Here is a 23,923-nt window from a genome sequence, read left to right as displayed (position 1 = left end):
GAAAAAACCACTATGAGGGAAAATGTAGCATAGTGGTTTTATGGGAATTGAGCTAAAAGAAATAGTTACGACTTTTTAATGCGTTGGGCGGCTAAATAACCCGATTGTCCCCCTAAGCCTGGCCCAGGGTGCACGGATGCTCCGATATGATGCAAACGGGCAATTGGCGTTTGGCCTGTTCGGGTTTTGGATGAGCCCGCAAAAGGACGCATGAAGAAAAACTGATCTGGCGAGCAGACACCGGAATACGGATCGCCCCCCACTAGGTTAATATTTGCGAGCTCTAGATCGGCGGGGCTGTAGGCTTTTTCCCCAACGATCAACTGACTAAAGTTAGGCATAACGGTTTCTAAGCGCTGTTTGACGCGTTCGACCATGGCCTGTTTGACGGCCTCATTCCAACGCCCATCTTCAGGAATCGCAATCTGTCCGGCACAGTCGGCACGTAAATGCGTAGGGAGTTCTTGCATTTGTACCCAAAGAATCCAACCGCCATCGGGGGCGCGTGTGGGGTCTACGGCCACGGGCTGCCCTACACCTAAGGTAGGCTTGGCCGGCAACCAACCATTATTGGCTTCGACCACTGAAGCACAGACTTGCTCCATACTTTCTGTTACGTGCACTAAGGGCACATGGATGAGTTCTTCGTGTAACCAAGTTGGTTTGGCATTAAGGGCAAAATGAATTTGCATGCCACCTCGGCCATAACGATACGCTTTGGCCTGAGCTTGGTAGCTTGTATCAATGCTGGGTAATAATTGCTCATACAGTTGATTTGGCGTCACATTAGCGACTACCGCGTGTTGGGCATAGTAGTGCTCGTCACCCACGCGCACCCCTTTAGCAGTGTTGTTCTCAACCAAAATCTGGTCCACATGTTTGTTGGTGATAACTTGACCACCTGCTTGTTCGATTATCGATATAAAAGCTTTAACAAGCTCGTAGCTTCCCCCTTGTACTACAGGCATACCACCTGCCGTAACAGCACAGAAGGTGAGCTTGCCGATTAAGGCGGAGCTGGCTTCGTCGGGGCCTAAGCCGCTATGCAATACCCAAGGCGCAATGAGGGCCCGCGTTAGATCGTGATTTAATTCGCGTTCGGACCAACGTCTGAAGTTTTCTAGGGCATGACTAGCAAATGCCATCATGCCATCTACACCACGTTGGCGCCACGAGCTAAACAGCAGCTTTGTAGTTTCCCAGCTATAAGGAGCGCCGCCCATTAAACCAAAGACCAAAGCGGCATCGTTCCCAAAGAGCTGTGAGGCCGCCGCACTGATAGCATCCCCATCGTGAGGAGCCAGGTGATTGAGTCGTTGCACCGTGTCGGCCATGTCTTGACGTAAGGCTACGCCCGCCCCGTTGGGGATGGCTAAACCAGTTGTATAAGGGCTGCTTACAAACTGCACGCCAGCCGTGGCTAGAGGGTCTTTTAGCTCGGCATAGGTGGCACTACCTACAAAAAGCGGGTACCAGCTTGAGAACACATCGTGTGTGAACCCAGGGAAAAGGACCTCGGTGCGTATGCACCCGCCTGCAATAGGATTTCGTTCTAATACAGTCACGCTTAAGCCGCGATTGGCCAGCAAAGCGGCACAGCTTAATGAGTTAATGCCGCTGCCTATAATCACTACATCGCTGCGATGCTGCATGGTGTCTCCTGAGGTGATTAGTCGCCCAGTCGTGTAAATTTGCCGCGATGGAATACGGCGGGTTCGTGCTCGGTGATGGCGCTGTGGCGCACCACACGCCCAATAAATAACGTGTGATCACCGCCTTCGTGTTGCTTATAGTTTTCACATACAAAGGTAGCCACACAATCATCAAGTAGCGGCACGCCTTCTTCGCCATCAACATGGGAAACCAATGCAAATTTATCCTCTACTTGGGAATTTGCAAAGCCTAACGCGGCCTCAACTTGTTGTTGGCTGATCACATTAATCGCAAAATAATTACACTGCTCAAAAATAGCGAGACTAGGCGAATGATTGACTAGGCTCCACATAATAAGAGGAGGCTCGAGTGATAACGATGAGAATGAGTTGATGGTCAAGCCCACAGGCCGCCCTTCTGGTGTGCGTGTTGTGACGATTGCCACACCTGTGGGAAAGTGGCCTAAGGCGTGTCTAAATGCTCGACTGTCGAACAAATTCAGCGCATTTTCGGTTTCCGTAGTGGCCTGTGTAGACATGAAAAAACTCCTAGGTATTACAAATTAAGCTGTGACGGGCAGGTCAGCAGTGATCTGAATCAGTTTTTCCGCCTCTGCTAGGTTATCCCATGCAGGATAAAGCACAGGCGGATTATCAAACGCGTTCGCAAGGAAATGAGCCAGTTTGGGCTGTTGCGCCGCCCCCGATAATAAAGCAAAGGCTTGAGGAGTAGGAGGCAACAGCATAGAGTTAGTCCATGAGACGACGCGATGGGCATAATTCCAGTACGTTTCAAACGTGGCTTCCATCCATTCGCGGTCAAAACTGCGCTCGCCTCGTGCCAGAATTTGATCTAAATAGACCTGAGCGCATTTGGCCGCATTGTTAGAGCCTTGGCCCGTGATGGGGTCATTGACTACCACCGCATCGCCCATTCCTAAGACAATATTCCCAGAGGGCAAGGTGAGGACAGGTTTGCGCACTGTGGGAGGGAAGCTACCTGCTAGATAACCCTGGGCATCAGTGAGCTCACAATTGCGGGCGCGGTCGGCTTCCCAAGGCAAAAACTCCTCGAGAAAGCTAATGCTACGATCAAAATGGTCTTGGGGGCCTTGAGCATCTTTAAAGCGATCTAAGGGACCATTGGGAATGCCTTCAAACACCATGATATCGCATGGGCCTGATAAGGTTAATGAGGGGAATACAAAATATTCGCCCACACCAGGGATGAAGTTGAAGGAAACCCGTGAGTAATCGGGGGTGGGTTCTAAGCCATGAACATAGGTCAAAGCCAGCGCACGTTGTGGCTTATCGAATGGAGAGCGAGAGGCGTCGCGTTCAAATAAACGCACCACTTCGCCCTTACCTGCAGCAAGAATAGTCAGCTCATGCTCTGTGCTGATGCGTTCAAGTTCGGCGACACCCACATCCTCAAACACAACACGGCCACCCCGTTCGGCAAATTCTTCGATCCACACGGGCATTTTAATGCGTTGATCCGTCGCTTGGGCAATACGGTCTAAGCGGCCACTCCAGTCCACGGCTTTGGTGTCAGGCTGTTCGGGATGGGGCAGGGCAAAGCCAATGCCTTCCACGGGTGGGCACTCGTCTTCCCAGAAATTAATGCCTAGACGGCGCTCTACATCTAAGGCATTCGCAAACATGCATTGACTGGACATCACACGGCCCGCACGAATTTGTTCAGGGGTGCGATTGGTATACAGCGTGACCTCATAGCCTTGGGCTAACAGGCCAAAGGCCACGGGCATGCCCGCTTGGCCGCCACCAATAATTGCAATAGTACGCATAGTCGGTTTCCTTAACTAATAAAAGTGGGCTTATTCGGCTAACTGAGGAATGGCTGGAACGGCCTGTTCAGGACCCATGGCAGAGTAGCCGCCATCAACGGCATAGTCGGCACCGGTCACAAAACTCGCCGCATCCGACAACAAGAAAGCAACCACTTCGCCCACTTCAGACGGGTTGCCTACCCGTTTTAAAAGATGGAAAGGAGCAGCGACTTGATCCGTTTTAGGGCGGTTACCTCCAGTAAGTTCGTCCATGACCTTGGACCAAGTCCAGCCTGGCGATACGGAATTTACCCGAATGCGGTCTGCAGCCCAATCCATGGCTAAGCTGCGTGTCACCTGCACTAAGGCGGCTTTGGAAGCGGGGTAAAGCCAACGTCCTGTCTGAGCCACCGAAGAGGAGATAGACGTGAAATTAACGATGGCGCCGCCCTCTTGTTGCTGTAGGTAGGGGTACACCGCTTTGCTCATTTGTACGGTGCTGACCACATTGACATTGAGGGCGGTGAGCCAGTCATCGCGACTGGAAACCATGCCCTCATCCAAATACGAGCAGGCCAAATTAACTAAGCCGTCAATACGACCGAAATGGGCGTGTACCGCTTTAGTGGCTGCCGTGATGGCGTTATCATCGGTAATGTCCACTTCCCAAAAGCGTGCGTGTTCTGGTTGGCCGCCTACAGCAGCCTGGCCCCCGGCTACATCAATATCAAATACCGCAACGCGTGCACCATAACTGCGTAGTGTTGCCACCACGCCGGCACCGATATGGGTGGCTCCCCCTGTCACAATAATGACTTTGTTTTCTAAGCCTTTCATAGTTTGCTCCATCGCATTGATTTATTATTTAGTTGTCAATGGTTTGGATAGTAGAGGGGCAGCTCAGGCAGAGCTATCCAGCTTTGGCTAGGGGTATCCGTTTAGCGCAAGGAATTGATATTTCTAGGGAAAACACTCATCTAAGAAGGGCCGATTAGGCCATGAGTGGTAGAGAATGCAGGCGTTCTGAGGAAAAGCCCCAAACGCCTGCCCAGCCAGAGGCGTAATTAAGGCTGGCTTAGTTCTTTGATTTGAGCACGGTAGTAATCCAGAGCCGCTTGACCATCGATTTTTTTCTTTTCCGCTGCTTTAATCCAGTCTTGTTCGATAAAAGCGAGGTCGGCTTTGAGTTTTTCGAGCTCAGCGCCCTCGACATGGTAGGTTTTTAGGCCGGCTTCGGTTAGGTTAGCGATGGCTTTTTGTTCGCCTTCGTTCCATTTTTCACCAAACATGCGCGCAATGTGTTCGCCCGAGATCTTGCTGATAGCAGCGCGGTCGGCTTCGCTGATGGCGTTCCATTTGCGCTCATTCATGAACAAGAACTGACTGCTTTTACCAAAACCACCGGGTACCGCCACAGCACTTTTGATGAGTTTATCTAGCTTAAAGTTTTCGATTTGGTCGTATTGGAAGTACAACCCATCGATAACGCCACGAGACAGCATTTCGTAGCTTTCAGAGGCGGGAGCGTTAACGGTCACAATGCCCATGGCTTTACCGATATTATCGAATAGGGGGCTAGGTGAACGCAGTTTAAGACCATTTAATTGGTCTAATCCTGTAATTTCTTCTTTATTGGTAAAGATGACGGTAGCAGGACTTGTCCAGACACCCATCAGTTTCACACCACGATGTTCATCCGCGTCCATCATGAATTTTTCGTAGGTGCGCCAGTAGGCCACCGAGTTTACGCCCCCATCTTCGGTAGTAAATGGAAGCTCAGCAAACTCAATTAATGGAAAACGGCTAGCCGTATAGCTATGCACCGACATACCCATGTCCGCCACGCCATTACGTACCAAGTCTAGATGGGCTTGCGGTTTGCCCAGAGGGTTAATGAATTCGACCTTTACTCGACCTTCAGTTACCTCGTTAACTTGCGCAGCCCAAGGCTCTAGCATTTCTTTCACAATGTAGTGCGCCGGGGGCAACCAGTTTGAAAAACGAATGGTTTGTGTTTCTGCTTGAGCACTGCTGAAAGGCAGCATAGCAGCCAGGCTTAGGCCTAAACAGGCACTTAAACGCTTTAAAATTTGCATAGGATGTCTCCAATAGGAAGTAGGTAAAACCGTTTTTATAGTTAGAACGAGGTCAAATAAAACAAGCAAAGAAAGGGGTCACATGCTGTTGGGTATTACCATGACTATCCATGGCACCAGCACCAAGACAGCAAGTCGAATGATGTCGGTAATGACGAACGGCGTTACGCCATAAATGACCGTACGTAAAGGAATATCCGGCATGACATTTTTAATCATAAAAATATTCAAACCCAATGGTGGAGTGATCAGGCTAATTTCAGCTGCGACCACCACAATAATGCCAAACCAGACCAGATCAAACCCCATGGAAGCCACAATGGGGTAAAAAATAGGTACTGTTAGCATCACCATGGACATGGTTTCTAGAAAGCAGCCTAATACTAAGTAAATCAGGCAGATCATGAAAATCACCATCAAAGGTGACATATCAAGCGTCTTAATAAAATCCAGTAGCTGATTCGGTAAGCCGGCGACGGTTAAAAAGTTGGTGAAAATAAGGGCGCCAATCACTAATGCAAACATCACCGCTGTGGTCTGAGCGGCCTCGACCAGCACGGTAAGATACACTTTAGGCTGCCAACCGCGTCGCTTTAAGGTAATAAGAAACGTACAAAACGCCCCAATCCCAGCGGCTTCGGTGGGGGTAAAGACGCCACCGTAAATGCCCCCCATAATCACCACAAACAGGACGGTAATAGCAAAGACGCCCTTTGTGGCATGTAGACGTTGCGCCCATGAGCTTTTAACACCAGGTTGGCCCAGTTTAGGGTTAAAAGTGGTTAGGATAAGGACTGTGGCCAAATACATCAAAATAGCCAAAAAGCCTGGCAAAAACCCAGCAGCAAAGAGCTTGCCAATATCGGTTTCAGTCAAAATGCCGTAGACTACCATAATGACGCTAGGCGGGATCAAAATACCCAAGGTACCGCCAGCGGCAATGCTACCGGTGGCGAGGCGATCGTCGTAGTTGTATTTGCGCATTGATGGCATAGCCACCCGGCTCATAGCGGCAGTAGTCGCCATACTAGACCCTGACAGCGCACTAAATGAGCCACAGGCTAGAATGGTCGCCATGGCGAGCCCGCCCCGTAAATGCCCAATAAACGCATTAGCAGCGGTGTAGAGGTCGCGCGATAAGCCAGAGGCATTGACCAAGTTCCCCATCAAAATGAATAACGGTAGAACGGTAAAACTGTAGCTCATCCCCGTGTCGTAAGCGGTTTGAGCCGCCATAGTAAAGGCGGCCTCTAGGCCAGTGTAAAAACTAAAACCGATCACACCGATTAGCAGCATGCCCCAAGCAATAGGTAGGCCCACAAAAAGACAGGCTAATAATGCGATTAAGCCAAGTAAAGAAACAAACATAATGCGTCAACCGTAGTGGGTTAGGGGTGTGCCGAGGTGGGTAAAAATACATGGACTAAGGCCGCTGCAGCAGAAATCGCAGTAAAAATGGCAATAGCATAAGCAAAGGGGGCGAGGGGTAAGCTTAAGGCGTTGCTCATGTCACCATAACTGGCGAGCTGCGTGCCGTGTTGCCATAAAAAGTAGCTGAGCACCGCTAAACAGACCGCAGACACTAAAGAAAGGGTTTTTTCTTGGAGCCGTTTCAGGGTAGGACTGAGGGCGCTGCCTAAAGCGGTGACGGCTAAATGCTGTTGATGCCATGTCACCCTTGGCAACGCAGCAAAAACTAAAATACCGAGCAAAAGCTCGTTACTTTCATAGGCACCATGCACAGGAGCATGTAATACATAGCGTCCCACCACGTCTACCGTGGTGATCACCGTCATTAACACAAGAAGGGTGGCACATAGGGCATCAAGCAGAGTCTCGACAAGGCGTATGAGGCCACCTTGGGAGCGTTTTAACTGCATACCGATTAAGTCGTTGTCCATGTGGTCTCCGTACGAGGACATCAGGGTTGTTTTTATGATAAAGAAGGCGTGTACTTACACGCCTTTTCATTGAGATGTTTTGTTTTAAATAGTTTAAGACTTAATAAATTCAAGTGAATAGAAAAAAACCCTTAAATCGCTTAGATTTTTAATGTACCAATGCTGGCACCGCCGCATACATACAGGGTTTGCCCAGTAACAAAGCTATTGTCTGGATCAGCAAAAAAATGGACAGCACGCCGGATGTCATCGACTCGACCTAAGCGTTTCACGGGGATAGCTTGGGCCAGTTGTTGTTCGCGTTCACTGCCGGCGTCCACGACGTCATGGAACATGGGGGTTTGAATCGGACCGGGCGCGACCACGTTCACGGTGATGCCTTGGTCAGCGAGCTCTAGCGCCCACGTGCGTGCCATGCCTATCATGCCAGCTTTGGTGGCGGAGTAAGCGCTGCGGGTTTCTAGCCCCAATGCGCCGCGAGAGGACATAAACACCACACGCCCAAATTGACGACTACGCATGTGTGGCACGAAGGCTTGCATCAGTTGAATCGCCGCGCCTAAGTGGATTTGCGTGAGCCCTTGGAGCTCGCTAAGACTGACGTCTTCGAGCAAGTTAGGCCAAATCACCCCAGCATTATGAATGAAGTGAGTCACCTGATGATGGGCCGCAATGGTAGTGGCAGCGGCGGCAGTAGCGGCCTCGTCTAATAAGTCCACTTGCATTTGCACAAGGCGTTCGTGTTCCCAATCTAGGGTTTTACGAGCCAGAGAAATGACGGTATAACCCGCCTCAATGTAATGGTGACAGAGATCAGCACCAATGCCAGTGCTGCCGCCAGTAATGACAACGGTATAGTCAGTTTGCATAATTATCCTTGATGGAGAGACGGTGCATAAGCCACCAGCACACCCACGTTTGCGGCGTCAAGTTCTAAACGCAGTTGGGTCGGGTCGCCGGTTTGCAACGCGTCTTTTAAATGAGCAATCACAACGGGGCCACAGTCCAAATGCACGGTACCAATACGCCAAGGTAGTTGGTCTTGAAAGTACGGCTCATTGCTATGATGCAACGTACTGGAAGCCACCACTACACCGTGGTTAGCAACGGTTTGCCACGGCAAGTCATCGTGCAAGCAGTGCCCACACACATCACGCGGAGGGTACTGCACCGTGTGGCAGGCTGAGCAGACTTGCAGAGCAAAGTCGCCGGCCTGAGCGGCTTGGGTTAGACCAGCGGCGGCAGGGCTACGGGCGTGGGGAGGAAGTGAGGAACTCATGCTTGACCTCGTTTTAGAATCGTGGCGGCTGTGCAAATACCGCGGTCGTAATTAATCATGCCAAAGCCGGACACCATACCGATGGTGGCATTTGGCACTTGGGTGTCAGCCGCGCTTAGCGTGAGCTGACGTAAGGCTTGAACTAAGCCCAAATAACCGCCAGCAGCTCCGGCTTGCCCCACAGAAAGCTGCCCTCCCGAGGTATTAAAGGGAAAACTGCCCTCGATGGTAAAACTGTGATCGCGGACAAACTGTGGGCCTTCGCCTTTTTTACAAAAACCTAAGTCCTCAAACTGCATGACATTAATCACCGGATAATCGTCATAGGTTTCTAAAAAATCAATATGTTCGGGCCGTACGTGGGCCATATCGTAGAGTTCGTCGATATCCATGGCCCAGCCACCTCGATATTGCACCGGGTCATCCACAAATGCATTATGACGCTCGATAGTGGATAAGATTTCCACATAAGGTAGCTGTAGGGTTTGAGCCTGTTCGCGTCGCATCACCAAATACCCCTCGGCACCGGCACAAGGCATCACACAATCAAACAGGTGGATCGGCTCGGCAATAGGCCGTGCCTCAAGGTATTGTTCTAGGGTTAAGGGCTTTTTCATCAGCGCATGCGGATTACGCAAGGCATTGTCACGCTGAGCCACGCACAGTTTGCCAAAATCAGCACGGGTGGCTCCGTAGTGCTGCATGTAATAGTCCGTCAGTAGAGCAAAACTCCCATTAGGGCCAGCAGCGCCATACGGGTACACGGCGTCTTGGGAAAACCGTGAAAAACCACTTACGGTATTTTTAAATGAATTGCGGTGATTGGTATCGCCTGCCAAACACGCTACAACGTTGGCGTCACCGCATTGCACGGCACGGGCGGCACGACGTAAGGCCACAATGCCGCTGGCGCCTCCCATTGGGATATGTTCTAAAAACCGTGGGCTCATTTGAAAGTGCTGCATCACACCCACGGCCGTGTCAGATCCTAAGGTAAAGCTCGACACACACACGCCATCGACGTCCTGCTTTGAGAGACCGCTTTGTTGTAATAGCTGCTTTAATGCGGTGCCAAGCCATTGGTGTGCGCTTTTTTCAGAAAAACGCTCGTAAGCCACCGTGACAGGGCACACAAGCACCACATCGGTATAGGGGATACGCTTCATGCGATTTCCTGTCTTTTCTTTAATGCATTGGTATTAATGCACTCAGGGTGCTCAACCAGCTCTAGGGCAAGCGTTTTGAGTTCACCACGTTGGATCTTATTGGTAGACGTTAAGGGCAAGTTTTCAATGAACATCACGTAGCCCGGCACTTTAAAATAAGCCAACTGGGTCAGGCCCCAAGTAACAATATCATGAGCCAGCTGTTGTTTTTGCTCGAAGCTAACCGGCGTTTGATGAGGCACAATAAGAGCCATCACTTCGTCACCACGGATGGCGTCTGGCACGGCAGCTACCGCAATGGAACGAATGGCGGGGTGCTGTTGCATTACGTTTTCTACCTCAACGGCAGCAATGTTTTCACCGCTACGGCGAATCACATTGCGTTTGCGGTCAATAAAATGCAAATAGCCGTTCGCATCGCGCTGTACGATGTCGCCAGTGTGAAACCAGCCATCAGCCCAGGCTTCGTCAGTGGCGGGCTGGTCTTTCCAATAGCCAGCAAAAAAACCGCGGCGTGGATTCGGGCCAGCGTGGCGTACTAATAGCTCGCCGCTTTCCCCGGGGCCTACGTCTTGGCCGGCATCGTCTACCAAACGAATAGCTACGTCTGGGCTTTCTTTACCAAAGCAGTTCGTGCCAATAAAACGCGGTTCTGTGTTGGCAATGACACAGGCTCCCGAGCCAGTTTCGGTCATGGCCCACGCTTCGAGTAGTGGGAAACCAAAGCGTTGCTCGAAAGGCTGATGCAGGCTGCCATCTACCCCTGCGCCAAAACCAAAGCGCACGCTATGCTCTAGGTCAGCAGAGCTGGCTTCAAGTTTCATTAAAATCGCAGGCATCACCCCTAGATAATGCACCACGGTTGCTTGGGAAAGGCGTACTGAATCCCACCATGTGCGAGGGTGGAAGCGATCTAACACGATTAAACAGCCGCCTGTTTTGATCATAGCCATGGCGGAAAAAGCCAATGCATTCATATGAAACAAGGGCAGCGGCGTGAGCATGCGCTCGGTGCCCTCGTGCAATATGGCTAGGCCGCCAATGCTAGCGTACCAATCGCCGGCATCATGAAAGTATTCATTCGGTAGCATGCAGCCTTTAGGGCGTCCAGTGGTGCCAGAGGTATACATCAGGGCGCATTCTGTTGCCAAGCTAAGCGTCTGCCCCGCACAGCGTGGTGCTTGGCTTGCTAGTGGTGGGGTTTGGTCGGGCGTGATTAACGCCAGGGGTTGCTGTGCCTGAGCGGCCGCTGCGGCCAAGTCCGCATGGCGATTTGGTGTTGCCACGGCCAATAGCATCTCAGAATGCCCAATGAGGTATTCAAGCTCTGCTGCCCGTAGGTCGGGGTTGATTGGAACAATGGAGACGCCCAGACGATTAAGTGCGAGCCAATGCAAGAAAAACACAGGGCGGTTTTCTAATAGCATGCCGACACGATGACCATGCCCATACCCGGCTTGCTCGTATAAGGCAGACAAGCGGTCTATTTCGAGCAACGCTTGGGCATAGCTAAGCGTGGTGGCTTCAATGCCGTAGACGGCAGCCGTTTCTGGCAACACCATCATAAAGTCATGGGTAGGCCAGCGTGTGGCGGTCTGTTTGAAGGCACTGTAAATCGTTGAACCCATCTAAATCTCCTACATGAACAGCTGAATATTGCCTAAAGGGGCATCGCAATTAAGTAGATCCACACGCTTTAAGCGCTGGCGTAATTGCCCGTTTTCTACGACTAGATGATGGGTGCTCCAGCCCACATACATGGTTTGTTTATCACCTCGGGTTTCTGTGTAATGAAAGGCGGTGCGAACCTGATGCTCTGAGGCATTTGCATCAAAGTTGATAACATGCGGCTGTTGCAGTAAGTGATGGCAACGACTTTTGGGCTGTTGAGAAAAAGTACGTTGACCTGCTAAACGCTCGATACGTACTTGTAGCAATAGCTTGTCCTCGTACATTAAAGAGGCCTCAAGGATGGGGTCCGTTTGATTATGTGTCAGCGGCATCCAGTAGTAACCGTCTTCAGTAAAAAGAGCTAACCACTGTTCAAAATCAAGCTCATCAAGAAGACGTGCCTCGTGGTAAACAAAGTCAACGAGGTCTTGTGCAGTAATGGCAGTCATAATGAATCCTGTATAGACAAAGGGTGGCCCTAGGCCTCGATACTCATGTATTTCAACCAAGCCCGGAATTGAGCACGCATCTGCATCTCACTGGTGCCATTTACCACGACATTTTTTTGGTCTTTTTCGGCAGGGTCATAAAGGCGACCGACATTCATCCAATCGCGACCACGACTATGCAAGGCTTCTTGGGCGCGCTCGTACATTTCTAAATCGTCGTGCCCCACGACAGAGGTGGGCGCGTTAATCAGACGGTTGTACATCAGCGTGCGCTCTAAGAGTTTGTCTGGCGCACCGACTAAGCGGAAAGTCCATGATTCCACTAAGGTTTTATCGGCGGCAATGGGTTTGAATAAACGCAGAGTTTGAATCGGCCCTTTGATCATGATGTTAGGGAAGTAGACCGTGTTGTGGCGCACATCACCGAGAATTTCTTTGGTGCGTTCCTCGCCATAGGCGGCGACCATTTGATCCCAGTAGCCATCAATATCGGAGTATTCCGCATGAATGGAGTCCGAGACGCCCGTATGACCGTGGCCATTTTCCCAAACACGAATGCCCATGTTTTCAAAAAACTCGTAGGGCGACATAAAAGGAGCGAAAAGCTCGACGGCCATGGGCTTAGGTGTGCCCTCGGGCGCATCTTCCCATACTTTAATGGCGGTGCCGGCTGAGGACTCGTGTGCCACCATGGGGTGACAGGTGTCGGTTTGGTTATCTACCAGCATTTTCCAGTTGCAGTGATGCATGTAGCGCATGACACCACCGGCGACTTCCAGCTTGCCTTCGGGAGAGCGGTCTACCATGTTGTCGATAGTGCTTAGCGATTCACCGAAAAAATCGCTAAAGCTTTCCCCTTCGGGGCTGAGACGACAAAATACAAAATCGCGATAGACTTCCACATTTTCTACCGGAGCCATGCCTTGGCTGGCTTCAGAGCATTCAAAACCGGTGTCTTCGTAGCCTTTTTTCAGTGGAATAGCTAAAAGACGCCCATCGGTACGGAAAGTCCAGGCATGATAGGGACAACGGAAAAACTTACCTGTATTGCCACAGGTTTCCCCCGCTACTTTCACGCCTTTATGGGGGCAGCGATTATAAAGGACTTTAATACTGTTGTCGGTATGGCGCACCATAATGACAGCTTCGGTGCCTATGGTGGTGGTGTAGTAGTCGCCCTTATTGGGAATTTGGCTGGCGTGGCCAACGTAAACCCATGTATTAGCAAATAGCTGTTCCATTTCCAGTTGGAACACCTCTTCATCAATATAGAGGTCTTTGTGGATTTCCGTCTCGCGTACTAGTTGGCGCAGAGCCGTGGGGTTATTCCGATAGTGATTCATAATGGCGTCCCTTATTACATATCAAGCACGAGTTTTGGGGATTTAGAGCGGGAGATACAGATTTGAATAACCTTGCCGCTTTGCTTTTCTTTGTCTGTTAAAAAGTAGTCACGGTGGTCAGGGGTGCCTTCGAGCACATCGACCGTACACACGCCACATTCGCCGCGTAAACAGTCGTACATGGGGTCTTCACCGGCTTCCTCTAGGACTTGCACAATGGTTTTGTCGGCAGGGACGGTAAAGCTGAGCCCGGATTGACGTAGTTCTACTTCAAACGGTTGATCGCCTTCCAAAGGGGCCGCGGTAATGAACAGCTCGAAATGAACGTGTTCGCGCTCCCATCCTTTTTCTTTGGCTAACGCGATGACGGCGTCAATCATGCCCTGAGGGCCACATACATACAGAGGTTGATTGGGGGTAAGGGTCTGGAACAGCTGAGTCAGATCAAAGTTATTTTGATCGTTGGTATAGCAAACGAGCTGTGAGTTAAGTAGAGCACCGAGCTCGTCGGCAAAAGCCAGTTGATCTTTGGTGCGTGCGCTGTAATGCAGACTAAACGCACGACCTTGCTGTTGAAGCTGCTGTGCCATGCTAGCAATAGGTGTAATACCAATCCCGCCTGCAATCAGAACCAGTTCAGGTTCGTTGGGCTGCGCGTCGTGCAAGGGAAAATCATTAACAGGGCCTTCTACATGCAGAACATCACCTGTTTGCAGCTGATGCATAAATTGGGAGCCACCTTGGCCGTCTTCTTCAAGACGTATGCCTAAGCGATACTGGTTAGGAGCCTGAGCCCAGTCATAGTCAGAGTCAGTCACGATTAAGGAATAGCAGCGATGATCGTTGAGCTCGGGAATATGGACCTTTACATGTGAACCTGCCGTAAAAGCGGGTAATGCCGCGGCCTTAGGTGCCTCTAGGATTAGCTCACGAATCAATGGGGAAACGAGCTTTGTTTCACGGACGATGAGTTCAAAAGGTTGCATAATTTGCCTCGTGTATGCGTGTAATGAACACAGACTGATCCGTCAACATAGACAAAGCGCTTGAACCCATGAGGGATTATGGGGGTAACGCTCTAGCGGGTCTTCGCCTTGGGATGAAAGTGAGCGCGTTCAGTGTGGTCATCACAAAATAGTTCTTAATATGTGAGTTATTCTATTGATGAATAGTTTAGTAATCAATATATTCCCAGGAATATAATGGAAAACCATTAGGACGAATGCACACGTTATAGGCAAGCCAATAGCAAGAAAAGTTGGATGCGGTTTGGTTTTGATCGACAAAAAAAAGAACCCCTAGTTAGGGGTTCTGTTAAATGACGCGATGTGATTTAGGCGGTGACTAAGGCCAAAACCCGTAAAGGGCTGCCAGAGCCGTCTTCAATTTTTAACGGGGCCGAGAGAATCAGAGCACCCGTAGCCGGTAATTGATCCAGGTTTTTTAAACACTGCAAGCCGTAGCGGTTGGCGCCATGCATTAATGAGTGACACGGATAAGGTAAGGGCCAGGCATAGGACTGACCCGCGTCGGTATTAATGGTTTCCACACCAAAGCCATGCACATCTCTTTCATTAATGAGCCATTCGACGGCTTCTTGAGATGGGCCGGGGGTGTTAGGACCGTTTTCTTTCATGTTGACATAGGCTTCCGCGCTTTGCTCTAAGCGCTTGGACCAATCGGTACGTAACAACACCCAGGAACGCGCAGGAATTTTGCCATGCTTGGCTTCCCACGCTTGGAGAAACTCGGGCGTGAGAATCCAGTTGTCGTCTTGCGCCACTTCTGCACTGGCGTCAATGACGACGGCAGGGCGAATAAAGTGTTCGGCTGGAATCGTATCTACGGTGTTTTCTGCATGCTCACGCCCAGAAATCCAGTGGGCCGGTGCATCAAAGTGCGTACCGGTATGCTCACCACAGGTGAAATTGTTCCAGTACCAACCTGGACCTTGCTCATCGTAATGGCTGATGCGCTGCTTGGAAAAACCGACGGTTTGACCAAATTGCTCGGGCAATTGCAAAGCCGGAAACGACTCGTTAAGTGTGTGGGTAAGGTCAATGACTTTAACTTCTTGGTTGTCTAGGGCTTGGGTAATTAGGTGTAAAACGTTGCTCATGGAGTCTCCTCGTCATGTTAGATGCAGGGAAAGAGGGGCGCGTACATCGCACGCCCTTTATTTTTAGTTAGACGTCAGTGTCACGACCAAAGGTAGGATCTGCGTCGTCGGGGTTGAGCTCATCGGCACAAAACTGATCGTTGGTAAACGTCGCTGCGCTAAGCGCACGGCGATTGACCTTTAAGTCAAACACATCAAATCGGTTGTAGTGACCGGTGATGTCATGCATTTGACGCGGTTGAATACAACGGTTTAGGTCGATGTCGGCATAGGCAATGCCTTCGTCGTCAATTAATGCTTCGCCTACGGTACGACCATCAGGGCCAATCGTGCCAGAAAACGCACTGTTTTTGCGTGCAAGTAGCTCGCGCGCTTCGGGGTGCGTCGCACTCATGAGCTCTACAATTTCTTCGGAAATGGTAGAACAAGACACGACCGTAAAGACTTTGCCCTCAAAACAATGCGCTGCTGCACGTAAACGAATGGCTTCGGCCATGTCGTAGTCTTTAGGGGCTACAGGAAGGGCAATATAGTTAGCGGTGTGGATCATTTCACCCTGAGCTAACAAACTAAACCGCGCCAAGGTGTTGGTGTTTTCACCACAAGCTAAGGAACCCAAGGGGCCAATATTGGTCTTGTGTACCCGCATCGAGGAGGCATCACCGGGCGCCCAAGTTAGCTTTTCTGCCCAGGTAGGCACTAGCTTGCGATGGCGGCCAATAATACGACCCTCGTGGTTAATCGTGACCAGCGTGTTATAGATGGTGGCAAAGCTGTTGGGATTGCGTTCGTTCACACCAATGACCACGTTGACACCACGTTGACGTGCTGTTTGTGCGACTTTTTGAATTTCAGGGCCCGGCACTTCGATGGCGGAAAGCACCAGTTTTTCAAACCAAGGGCTGGCCTCGACTGGGTTCATGACCCAGCTCCAGTAGGGGTACGCTGATACGAATACCTCGGGGAAGGCAACCAGCTGAGCCCCGTTGTCGGCAGCTTCATGAATAAAGCGGCATGCTTTTTCAATGGTGGCGTCGGTGTCTAAAAACACCGGCGCAGTTTGAACCGCGGCCGCTTTGAATTTAGGTAATTCAAGCACGCATTGCTCCTTATTTAGCAGGGGTAACGTCAACGATCGGGTTGCGTAGCGTACCAATGCCTTCGACAGTGGCTTCTACGACATCGCCTGGCCACATCCATTCTTGGGGATCGCGACCTGCGCCTACACCCTCGGGGGTACCGGTGGCAATGATGTCACCTGGTTCTAAGGTAATACCTGCACTGATGTCGGCCACTAACTCGTTCACATTAAATAGCATGTGTTTTGTGTTGGAGCTTTGCTTGGTCACGCCATTCAGTGTGAGGCTGAGGTTAAGGTTATGGGGATCAACGAGCTCGTCGGCGGTGACAATCACGGGACCAAAGGGGGCGTAAGTGTCTTGACCTTTAGAGTAAATCCACTGACCCGCACGACGGCAGTCGCGGGCGCTTACGTCTAGCATGACGCTATAGCCGAAAACGTAGTTGAGGGCGTCCTCTTTTTTCACGCGTTTAGCACGTGTGCCCATAATGACAGCCAATTCGACTTCCCAGTCCATTTGCTGAGTGATATTTTTGTTGTGCTCAATGGCATCATCGGGGCCTACTACAGTGGTAGGAGGCTTAGAGAAGATAACCGGCTGTTTGGGTAGCTCTTTAGAGGTATCTAGAGTGCGGCTGGATTCAGCTACGTGCTCTACGTAGTTCAAACCAATACCGAAGATGTTTTTGCGTGGACGGGGGATAGGTGCGAGTAGCTTCACGTTTGCTACGGGTACGGCTACGCCTAAAGGTAGCTCGTCAGCATACTCTTTCAGAAGTTGGCTGGTGGTTGCAACGGCACCTGGACCCATGTCGATAAAGTCCAACATGTTGTCGGGCAGAGGCTGACCAATAGCAAGACCAAATTCAAATAGATCAACAACGAGGTCGTCGACAAGAGCACCTAAACGAGCTGGAGCAGTCACATCGCTGCGGAAAGTAACAAGACGCATTTTTATCTCCGTTAGTACATGGCGCGCTGTTGCGGCAGCGCGTTAGATTCAGTAGTTATTCAGTAATGATTTGGTGACCATTGTTATCGACAAGCGCTTCTTCGAAATACAAATTAAGCGCGCGCATCACAGGCAGGTCATGGAATGAGAACAAGCAAGCGTCTTCGCTGCTAGAACCGTTGACGTGCTCGTGGAACATCCATGAGGGCACGCAGAAAATATCTCGCTCGCGCCAATCAAAGCGTTTGCCATTGATGATGGAGTAGCCTTCGCCCTTGGCCACTTGGTACATAATGCTACCTGTGTGACGGTGGGCTTTAGTGTGCTCGCCAGGACGCAGCATTTGCATGCTAGCCCCAATGGTGGCCATGACTGGTCCGCCGGTTAAGGGGTTGGTGTAGTCCATGATAATGCCATCAAACGGGCTGCCATCAGTGACTTTAGAGTAACGCAACAGGGCTTCGTAGGTAGGTTCCCACTCGTATTTCAAAAGCGGTGAGTAGGGCTTCTGCCAGTCGTGCAAGGTAGGCTTTAACCCCGGCCCGCCCCAGATATGGGACGCGTCATTGACGGGGTAGGTCACTGCCTGCGATAGATCTGGGTGCACGGCATAAAAACCGGCCTCCATGGCGTTTACCAAGGGAATATCCAAACCGTCTTGCCAAATGCAGGTGCTGCCTTCGGCGCTAACGCCATGTTCGTGCCATGCCCCATTGGGAGTCAATACAAAGTCATTGGCACCCAAGGTCATTTTATGGCCGTCGACCACAGTGTAAGCACCAGAGCCTTCCATAATGAAGCGCAAGGCAGAAGAAGAGTGAGAGTGGGCGGAAGCGGCCTCGCCAGGATGCATCACTTGTAAGCCCGAGTACAACCAGCCCACTGCGGCAGACACATCCTGACGGCCTGGGTTGTTTAAATAAATAACGCGACGACCTGCTTGTTCAGGGGTGACTAAATCGACGGAACGCAGTACGTAGTCACGTAAATCTCTGTAGCGCCATAGCACAGGCACTGACTGGGATTTGGGCTCCCACGGTTCAATTTTGTTGGCAACGTTCCATAACGCGCCGGCCTCAAATTGCTCGAGGTCTTTGTAATACTGCACCAGTTCGGGCGTATCGGTTACGTTAGCGCGGCCGATCACGTCTTCTTTATAGATGTCATAACGATCTTGAGTCATTACTTGTCTCCTTAGCCTTGTAATACAGGGCGATTTTCTTGTCTTTCGAGCCAGTCTTGACCCCATTGATATTGTGCTGGCCACTGGATGTCGTGATAGCCGAGCTTAGCAGCCTCGTGTAAGGGCCAGTTGGGGTTGGCTAAAAAGGCGCGGGATAACGCACACAAATCGGCGCGTCCTGCTGCAATAATACTGTTGGCATGGTCGGCCTCTAAGATAGCACCGACAGCCATACTTGCTATACCCACTTCGTTGCGAACGCGGTCTGCAAACGGGGTCTGATACATACGACCATAAATGGGTTTTTGTTCGCTGACAACTTCACCGCTAGAGACGTCCACGACATCAGCACCGGCCGCTTTAAAGCAGCGTGCAATCTCTACTGCCTCGTCGACGCTCGTGCCGCCTTCGGCCCAATCCGTAGCAGAAATACGCACAAACAACGGTTTGTGAGCTGGCCACACGGCCCGCATGGCGTTAAAGACCTCAAGGGGGTAAGCCAAACGGTTGCTTAGGCTACCGCCGTACTCATCACTACGCTGATTCGTTAAGGGAGAAATAAAGCTCGATAACAAATAACCATGCGCTGCTTGGAGCTCTAGGCAGTCAAAACCGGCGGCATCCGCCCGTTGAGTGGCCGCCACAAAAGCATCGCGAATGGTATCCATTTGGGCGCGCGTGATTTCAGTAGGACAAGCGCTGTTAGCGTCGTACGGTAAGGCCGAAGCAGACACCAGATCCCAATTGCCACTGGCTAAGGGTCGATTGGCTTGTTCCCAACCGACTTGGGTGGAACCTCTACGACCGGCGTGGCCCAGTTGAATTCCCGCTAAGGCTTGACCTGAGTGAATCGCCTTGACCACGTCAGACCACGCTGTGGTATGGTCGTCATTCCACAAGCCGGCGCAGCCTGGGGTAACACGCCCGTCGGGGGTCACCGCGGTCATCTCCGCCATCACTAACGCCGCTCCGCCCAAGGCGCGCGCGCCATAATGCACTTCATGGAAATCATTAACTACGCCATCTTTAGCGCTGTAAGTTAAAGTCGGTGAAAACACAATGCGATTTTTCAGTGTCAGATCACGCAGTTTAAAGGGCGTGAACATAGGGGGCGGTGGGGTTTGATCCGCGCCGAGCTGCATACCGGCTTGGGTAGCAAACCAACGCTCAAATTCGGTAATGCCTGCGGGGTCGCGCAAACGCAAGTTTTCATGAGAAATGCGTTGGGAGCGAGTCAGCATGGAATAGGTGAACTGCTCGGGCGCCATATTGGCATACCGTGCCACGTTTTCAAACCATTCCGTGGAGTTGCGCGCTGCATTTTGAATACGTAATACATCAATGCTGCGTTCTGCACTGTACTGTTCTAGCGCCTGCTCTAAGGACTCGTCTTGCTTGAGGTGATTGGCTAAGGTGATTGCGTCTTCAAGAGCGAGCTTGGTGCCAGAGCCAATGGAAAAGTGTGCAGTATGGGCGGCGTCACCCATCAAAACAAAGGGCACATTCTTGCCATCTATGTTTTCCCAATGCACCCAGTTGTTGCAGATGACGCGGGGGAAACGAATCCAAATGGCTGAACCACGTAAATGCGTGGCGTTACTGACTAATGGGTTGCCATCTAGGTAGGGGGCAAAGAGGTCTTCGCAGTATTTAATACCTTCCTCTTGGCTCATGTTTTCAATGCCGGCCTTGGCCCAGGTTTCATGCGGGGTTTCAACAATAAAGGTCGACATGCCGTCCTCAAAGCGATAAGCATGCGCTTGAAACCAGCCGTGTTCGTTTTCTACAAAAATGAAATTAAACGCATCAAAGACCTTTTTAGTCCCTAGCCATACAAAGCGACAGTGACGCTCGTCAATATCGGGTTTGAAGCTTTCGGGGTGTTTGTTGCGAATGCGACTGTTAATACCATCGGAGGCAATCACAAGATCGGCTTGATAGCGGCGAGCTATGTCTTGTTCGTCTTCCACATTGGTTTCAAAGACGAGCTCAACGCCCACTTCTTCGCAACGTGCTTGCAAAATGTTCAGTAGCTTTTTACGACCAATGCCAATAAAACCATGGCCTTTGCTGCGAATAGCGCGCCCTTTGAAATGGGTTTCAATATCGTCCCAATGGTTGAATGCATCGCCAATGGTTTGCGCTGAAACCGGATCGGCTTCACGCAAGTTTTCCATCGTGGCATCAGAGAACACCACGCCCCAACCAAAGGTGTCATAAGGGCGATTGCGCTCTACCACCACAATGTGGTTATCAGGATTTTGTAATTTCATCAGCAAGCCAAAATACAGACCTGCTGGGCCTCCACCTATACATACGATTTTCATAACTGTTCCGTATGGTTATGACACTTAGCTAATCAAATTCAGCTAAGTATATTTATTAATAAATAGTATACAGGTAAACTAATTGCGTAAATAAAAACCACAAAAAATATACCTGTTCTCCTGAATTAAGCCTGACATGAGTCCGCAGTTGCGGCGACCTGAGGTAGCAAGAAAGCTTGCATAGGCTCGCGTAAAAACTCGGGCACAGGGGCGGCTTGGTGGGTGATAAGGGAGGTCGTCACAATGACTTGGTTGACCTCCATGCGCAATACACCGTCATGACCAACACACTGCAAATGCAAATGCAATGAACGACTGCCAATTTTTTTAACGCCTAGGCTTAGGGTGACATCGTCGCCCATTTGGCTAATAGAACGAAAGTTGGCCTCTAGGTGCACAGTAGGCATGCCGATTTTGTGTTTAGCAATTAAGCCATTAAACCCACCAGGAATCATCGTATCGACCCACTGTTCCATTAGGTTGTTAAACATAACGAAATACTGAGGGTAGAACACAATGCCTGCTGGATCGCACTCAGAAAACCGAATGCGATGTTCTTTGGTATACAGCTTTGATCCCATGCTTGTCCCTTCGTAACAAGATGTGCGTGTCGCACTGTGAGTTAATCAAGGTTTGGGTTAAACAGACGGGATGCGCAAACCCAAACCAAAGCTTTATCATGAATTAGAGGGTGTCTTATTTGATTAAAGACAATAAATGCACACGTAACTGCGCCAGTTGCTGATGGATGTGTTCAACGGCATCGTGGTCCAGACCTTCGAAGAGCTCGGTAACCCATTGATTGTGCTGTTTCGCCATTTGCTCAAAGGTGCTTTTACCCTTTGGGGTAAGTCGCAATAACCAAGCCCGCCTGTCGGTAGGGCTGCTTTCGCGAGACACCAGCCCCTCGCGAGCGAGCTCATCGGTCAGACCGGTAACGTTGCCGCCTGTGACCATTAAATAGCGAGATAACTCACCCATTTTTAAGCCATCTGGATAGCGGTAGAGCTGAGCCATGTAGTCAAAGCGCGCTAAAGAGATGTCGAAGTTGACGCGTAAGCGACGACGAATTTCATCTTCTATTTGTTTGGTGCATGTCATGAGACGTAGCCACAAACGTAGACTAGCCGGGTCTTTAGGCCCTAAGCGGCCTTCGTAGCCACTGTCGTGATTTTGTTCTAAGACCTCGTCGTAGTGCGCTGCATTTTGCTTCATGGTTAAGTGTTCCTCTGCATCAACAGGCCATGTGGGCGATCTGTGACGGTTAACTGTAGTGACGGAATCATTCCGTTTCGCTGATCAATGCTGAAAGTTTAAAAAGTATTCTACTATAAATAGTTTAGTAGTGAAGCAATTAAACCCCTATCGTTAACCATAAGAAATCGCCTTTTGCTTAGATTAATGCATAAGCATTCAGCTGCTTCTCTAAGGCTTTGCCGTGCTCATCAGCCAATGCCGCATCACGTAAGGTTTCTAAGATTTGAGGTGAAACCCGGCTTTGATGCTGGTCTAGGGCCGTCATGACGGTGTGGAAGTTTTTCAGCCCACGTAAGTGCGTGTCGCCATAGCCTTTCACTAAACGCTGGGTACGTGCAATTTCGAGTGCTAACGCGGGGTGAGCAGTGGCATGCTGTTCAATGCGCTGTAACCACTGGCTGATACGCTCTTGTTCTACTTGGTATCGCAGCGATTTACGACGCCAGCGTCGTAGGCCGCCCAAGGTATTTAAAAGCAGAAACCCACGTAAGGAACTGGTCTGTATGACCCGGCCTTCTTGGGTGAACTTGCGCAGCAGCTTATGTCCCCACGATTTTGAGTTAAGTAGCCAACGACCTAGACGCACATTAGGAATAATTTCGCTAATCTCCTCGACACGAGGATGCATGTATTCATTGATGGTGAGGATTTGACCCTCATTCAAGCGGACTTCCTTTTGCACCCGCTCAAAGCGACTGGCTCGGGTTTTTAGTTCGGCTACGCGCACCGCGTCTTCAAATGACATCCACAAGGCCAAATAGCGCGCCGTTTCTTGCATGAGCTTGTGATCATCGGCATGGGCTTTTTGTTGGACGCTAAGAAGGCGGTCGACGTAGAGCTCGGCGTAGGCGATATCTTGGAAATCAATTAAACGTCGTACCCCTTCGGCCACAAAGGGCTGTACGGTTGGGGCAAAGTGCTGGCGTACTCGATCAATCAACGCCGCGACTTGAGGGTGTTTGGGCTGAATCGTCGCCATATTAGGCAAGGCATTGTCTTCGACGCTATCGGCTTGGTCACGATTACCTACATGCGCATAGGCGTTGCCAAAAGCACGTAGGCTGGGCTTTACCCCTACACCACCTCGCTCGATGGTTTGCTCGAACTGTTCGCGGCTAAAAGGCAAAACGCCCGATGCCGAGAGCGAGCCAAATAGGACCGCACTAATCACACTACCCGAGTCTTCTGCCACCTGAGCCATGTCAAAATGGATAAATTGTTTTGCCGCTGCACGGGTGTGATGGATGAGGCTATCGCTATCGACACGCCCATCACCCATCGCCATCTTTTCAGCAATAGAGTAGACACGGTGGGTAGAGGTGATCAGAGTGGTGCGATCTGGGGTGACTAGACCACGCTGAACCGCACGGCCGGCCTCCATAAGCTCGGAAGCTAAGACCACATCGACATCACCCGGCATCGGCATCAGCGCCAAGACGGGAGCCTTTTGGGTATTGGCCAAACTTTTAGGGAAAAGCTCTACATAGTAAATAGTAGCGCCCGTGCGTTGCGCGACACCCGGCACGGACGTGGTTTGCGCAATATAGCCATTGTTTTCCCCTAGGCTAACAATCCAGTTGGCGAGTACGCCCCCGCCTTCGCCACCCATGGCGAGAATAGCAATTTTGATGGGTTTAACTTGCATGATGCATCCTTT

Annotated in this window: 22 protein-coding genes; all 22 read right to left on the bottom strand. The window is 50.7% G+C overall.

The window, feature by feature from the left end:
• Positions 1-65 precede the first annotated feature (65 nt).
• Positions 66-1,652, bottom strand: a complete 1,587-nt coding sequence (locus tag GGR41_RS06805; protein WP_167661183.1) for a phytoene desaturase family protein — start codon at positions 1,650-1,652, stop codon at positions 66-68.
• A gap of 17 nt (positions 1,653-1,669) precedes the next feature.
• Positions 1,670-2,191, bottom strand: a complete 522-nt coding sequence (locus GGR41_RS06800; protein ID WP_167661182.1) for a flavin reductase family protein — start codon at positions 2,189-2,191, stop codon at positions 1,670-1,672.
• Positions 2,192-2,215: 24 nt separating this feature from the next.
• Positions 2,216-3,460, bottom strand: a complete 1,245-nt coding sequence (locus GGR41_RS06795) for a styrene monooxygenase/indole monooxygenase family protein (RefSeq protein ID WP_167661181.1) — start codon at positions 3,458-3,460, stop codon at positions 2,216-2,218.
• A gap of 30 nt (positions 3,461-3,490) precedes the next feature.
• Positions 3,491-4,279, bottom strand: a complete 789-nt coding sequence (locus GGR41_RS06790; RefSeq protein WP_167661180.1) for an SDR family oxidoreductase — start codon at positions 4,277-4,279, stop codon at positions 3,491-3,493.
• 227 nt (positions 4,280-4,506) lie between these two features.
• Positions 4,507-5,538: a TRAP transporter substrate-binding protein gene (locus GGR41_RS06785; RefSeq protein WP_167661179.1), complete on the bottom strand. Its 1,032-nt coding sequence runs from the start codon at positions 5,536-5,538 to the stop codon at positions 4,507-4,509.
• Positions 5,539-5,616: 78 nt separating this feature from the next.
• On the bottom strand, positions 5,617-6,906 hold the full coding sequence (locus GGR41_RS06780) for a TRAP transporter large permease (RefSeq protein WP_077734289.1): 1,290 nt from the start codon (positions 6,904-6,906) through the stop codon (positions 5,617-5,619).
• A gap of 20 nt (positions 6,907-6,926) precedes the next feature.
• Entirely contained in the window at positions 6,927-7,460 is a 534-nt protein-coding gene (locus GGR41_RS06775) for a TRAP transporter small permease (RefSeq protein WP_244951439.1), read from the bottom strand.
• A 119-nt stretch (positions 7,461-7,579) separates the two neighbouring features.
• On the bottom strand, positions 7,580-8,308 hold the full coding sequence (locus GGR41_RS06770) for an SDR family NAD(P)-dependent oxidoreductase (protein ID WP_167661178.1): 729 nt from the start codon (positions 8,306-8,308) through the stop codon (positions 7,580-7,582).
• Between the two features lie 2 nt (positions 8,309-8,310).
• Positions 8,311-8,718 (bottom strand): Zn-ribbon domain-containing OB-fold protein, encoded by a 408-nt coding sequence (locus GGR41_RS06765; protein ID WP_077734292.1) that lies wholly within the window; start codon positions 8,716-8,718, stop codon positions 8,311-8,313.
• The gene (locus GGR41_RS06760) at positions 8,715-9,884 is read right to left on the bottom strand and encodes a thiolase family protein (protein ID WP_167661177.1); all 1,170 of its coding nucleotides are present in this window, start codon (positions 9,882-9,884) and stop codon (positions 8,715-8,717) included. Before GGR41_RS06760 ends, GGR41_RS06765 begins: the two co-directional genes overlap by 4 nt.
• The gene (locus GGR41_RS06755) at positions 9,881-11,512 is read right to left on the bottom strand and encodes an AMP-binding protein (RefSeq protein WP_167661176.1); all 1,632 of its coding nucleotides are present in this window, start codon (positions 11,510-11,512) and stop codon (positions 9,881-9,883) included. The genes GGR41_RS06760 and GGR41_RS06755 overlap by 4 nt, the downstream gene beginning before the upstream one ends.
• 9 nt (positions 11,513-11,521) lie before the next feature.
• Positions 11,522-12,004 (bottom strand): aromatic-ring-hydroxylating dioxygenase subunit beta, encoded by a 483-nt coding sequence (locus GGR41_RS06750; protein ID WP_167661175.1) that lies wholly within the window; start codon positions 12,002-12,004, stop codon positions 11,522-11,524.
• A 29-nt stretch (positions 12,005-12,033) separates the two neighbouring features.
• Positions 12,034-13,347 (bottom strand): aromatic ring-hydroxylating dioxygenase subunit alpha, encoded by a 1,314-nt coding sequence (locus tag GGR41_RS06745; protein ID WP_167661174.1) that lies wholly within the window; start codon positions 13,345-13,347, stop codon positions 12,034-12,036.
• Positions 13,348-13,361: 14 nt separating this feature from the next.
• Positions 13,362-14,333, bottom strand: a complete 972-nt coding sequence (locus tag GGR41_RS06740; RefSeq protein ID WP_167661173.1) for a PDR/VanB family oxidoreductase — start codon at positions 14,331-14,333, stop codon at positions 13,362-13,364.
• A gap of 347 nt (positions 14,334-14,680) precedes the next feature.
• Complete coding sequence (locus GGR41_RS06735; protein WP_167661172.1) at positions 14,681-15,466, bottom strand: cyclase family protein; 786 nt, start codon at positions 15,464-15,466, stop codon at positions 14,681-14,683.
• A gap of 67 nt (positions 15,467-15,533) precedes the next feature.
• Entirely contained in the window at positions 15,534-16,565 is a 1,032-nt protein-coding gene (locus tag GGR41_RS06730; protein WP_167661171.1) for a carbon-nitrogen hydrolase family protein, read from the bottom strand.
• A gap of 10 nt (positions 16,566-16,575) precedes the next feature.
• Complete coding sequence (locus GGR41_RS06725) at positions 16,576-17,499, bottom strand: fumarylacetoacetate hydrolase family protein (protein ID WP_167661170.1); 924 nt, start codon at positions 17,497-17,499, stop codon at positions 16,576-16,578.
• Between the two features lie 55 nt (positions 17,500-17,554).
• Entirely contained in the window at positions 17,555-18,682 is a 1,128-nt protein-coding gene (locus GGR41_RS06720) for a cupin domain-containing protein (protein ID WP_167661169.1), read from the bottom strand.
• Positions 18,683-18,693: 11 nt separating this feature from the next.
• On the bottom strand, positions 18,694-21,009 hold the full coding sequence (locus tag GGR41_RS06715; RefSeq protein ID WP_167661168.1) for a bifunctional salicylyl-CoA 5-hydroxylase/oxidoreductase: 2,316 nt from the start codon (positions 21,007-21,009) through the stop codon (positions 18,694-18,696).
• A 125-nt stretch (positions 21,010-21,134) separates the two neighbouring features.
• A complete protein-coding gene (locus tag GGR41_RS06710; RefSeq protein ID WP_167661167.1) occupies positions 21,135-21,590 on the bottom strand; it encodes an acyl-CoA thioesterase in 456 nt (151 codons plus the stop codon).
• A 115-nt stretch (positions 21,591-21,705) separates the two neighbouring features.
• Positions 21,706-22,224: a MarR family winged helix-turn-helix transcriptional regulator gene (locus tag GGR41_RS06705; RefSeq protein WP_077734304.1), complete on the bottom strand. Its 519-nt coding sequence runs from the start codon at positions 22,222-22,224 to the stop codon at positions 21,706-21,708.
• Between the two features lie 178 nt (positions 22,225-22,402).
• A complete protein-coding gene (locus tag GGR41_RS06700) occupies positions 22,403-23,911 on the bottom strand; it encodes an indolepyruvate oxidoreductase subunit beta family protein (RefSeq protein WP_167661166.1) in 1,509 nt (502 codons plus the stop codon).
• Between the last annotated feature and the right edge of the window lie 12 nt (positions 23,912-23,923).

Origin of the sequence: Paenalcaligenes hominis (genome assembly GCF_011927625.1) — a bacterium.
Classification (GTDB): Bacteria; Pseudomonadota; Gammaproteobacteria; order Burkholderiales; family Burkholderiaceae_B; genus Paenalcaligenes; species Paenalcaligenes hominis.
This window is presented reverse-complemented; position numbering and strand designations above follow the sequence as displayed.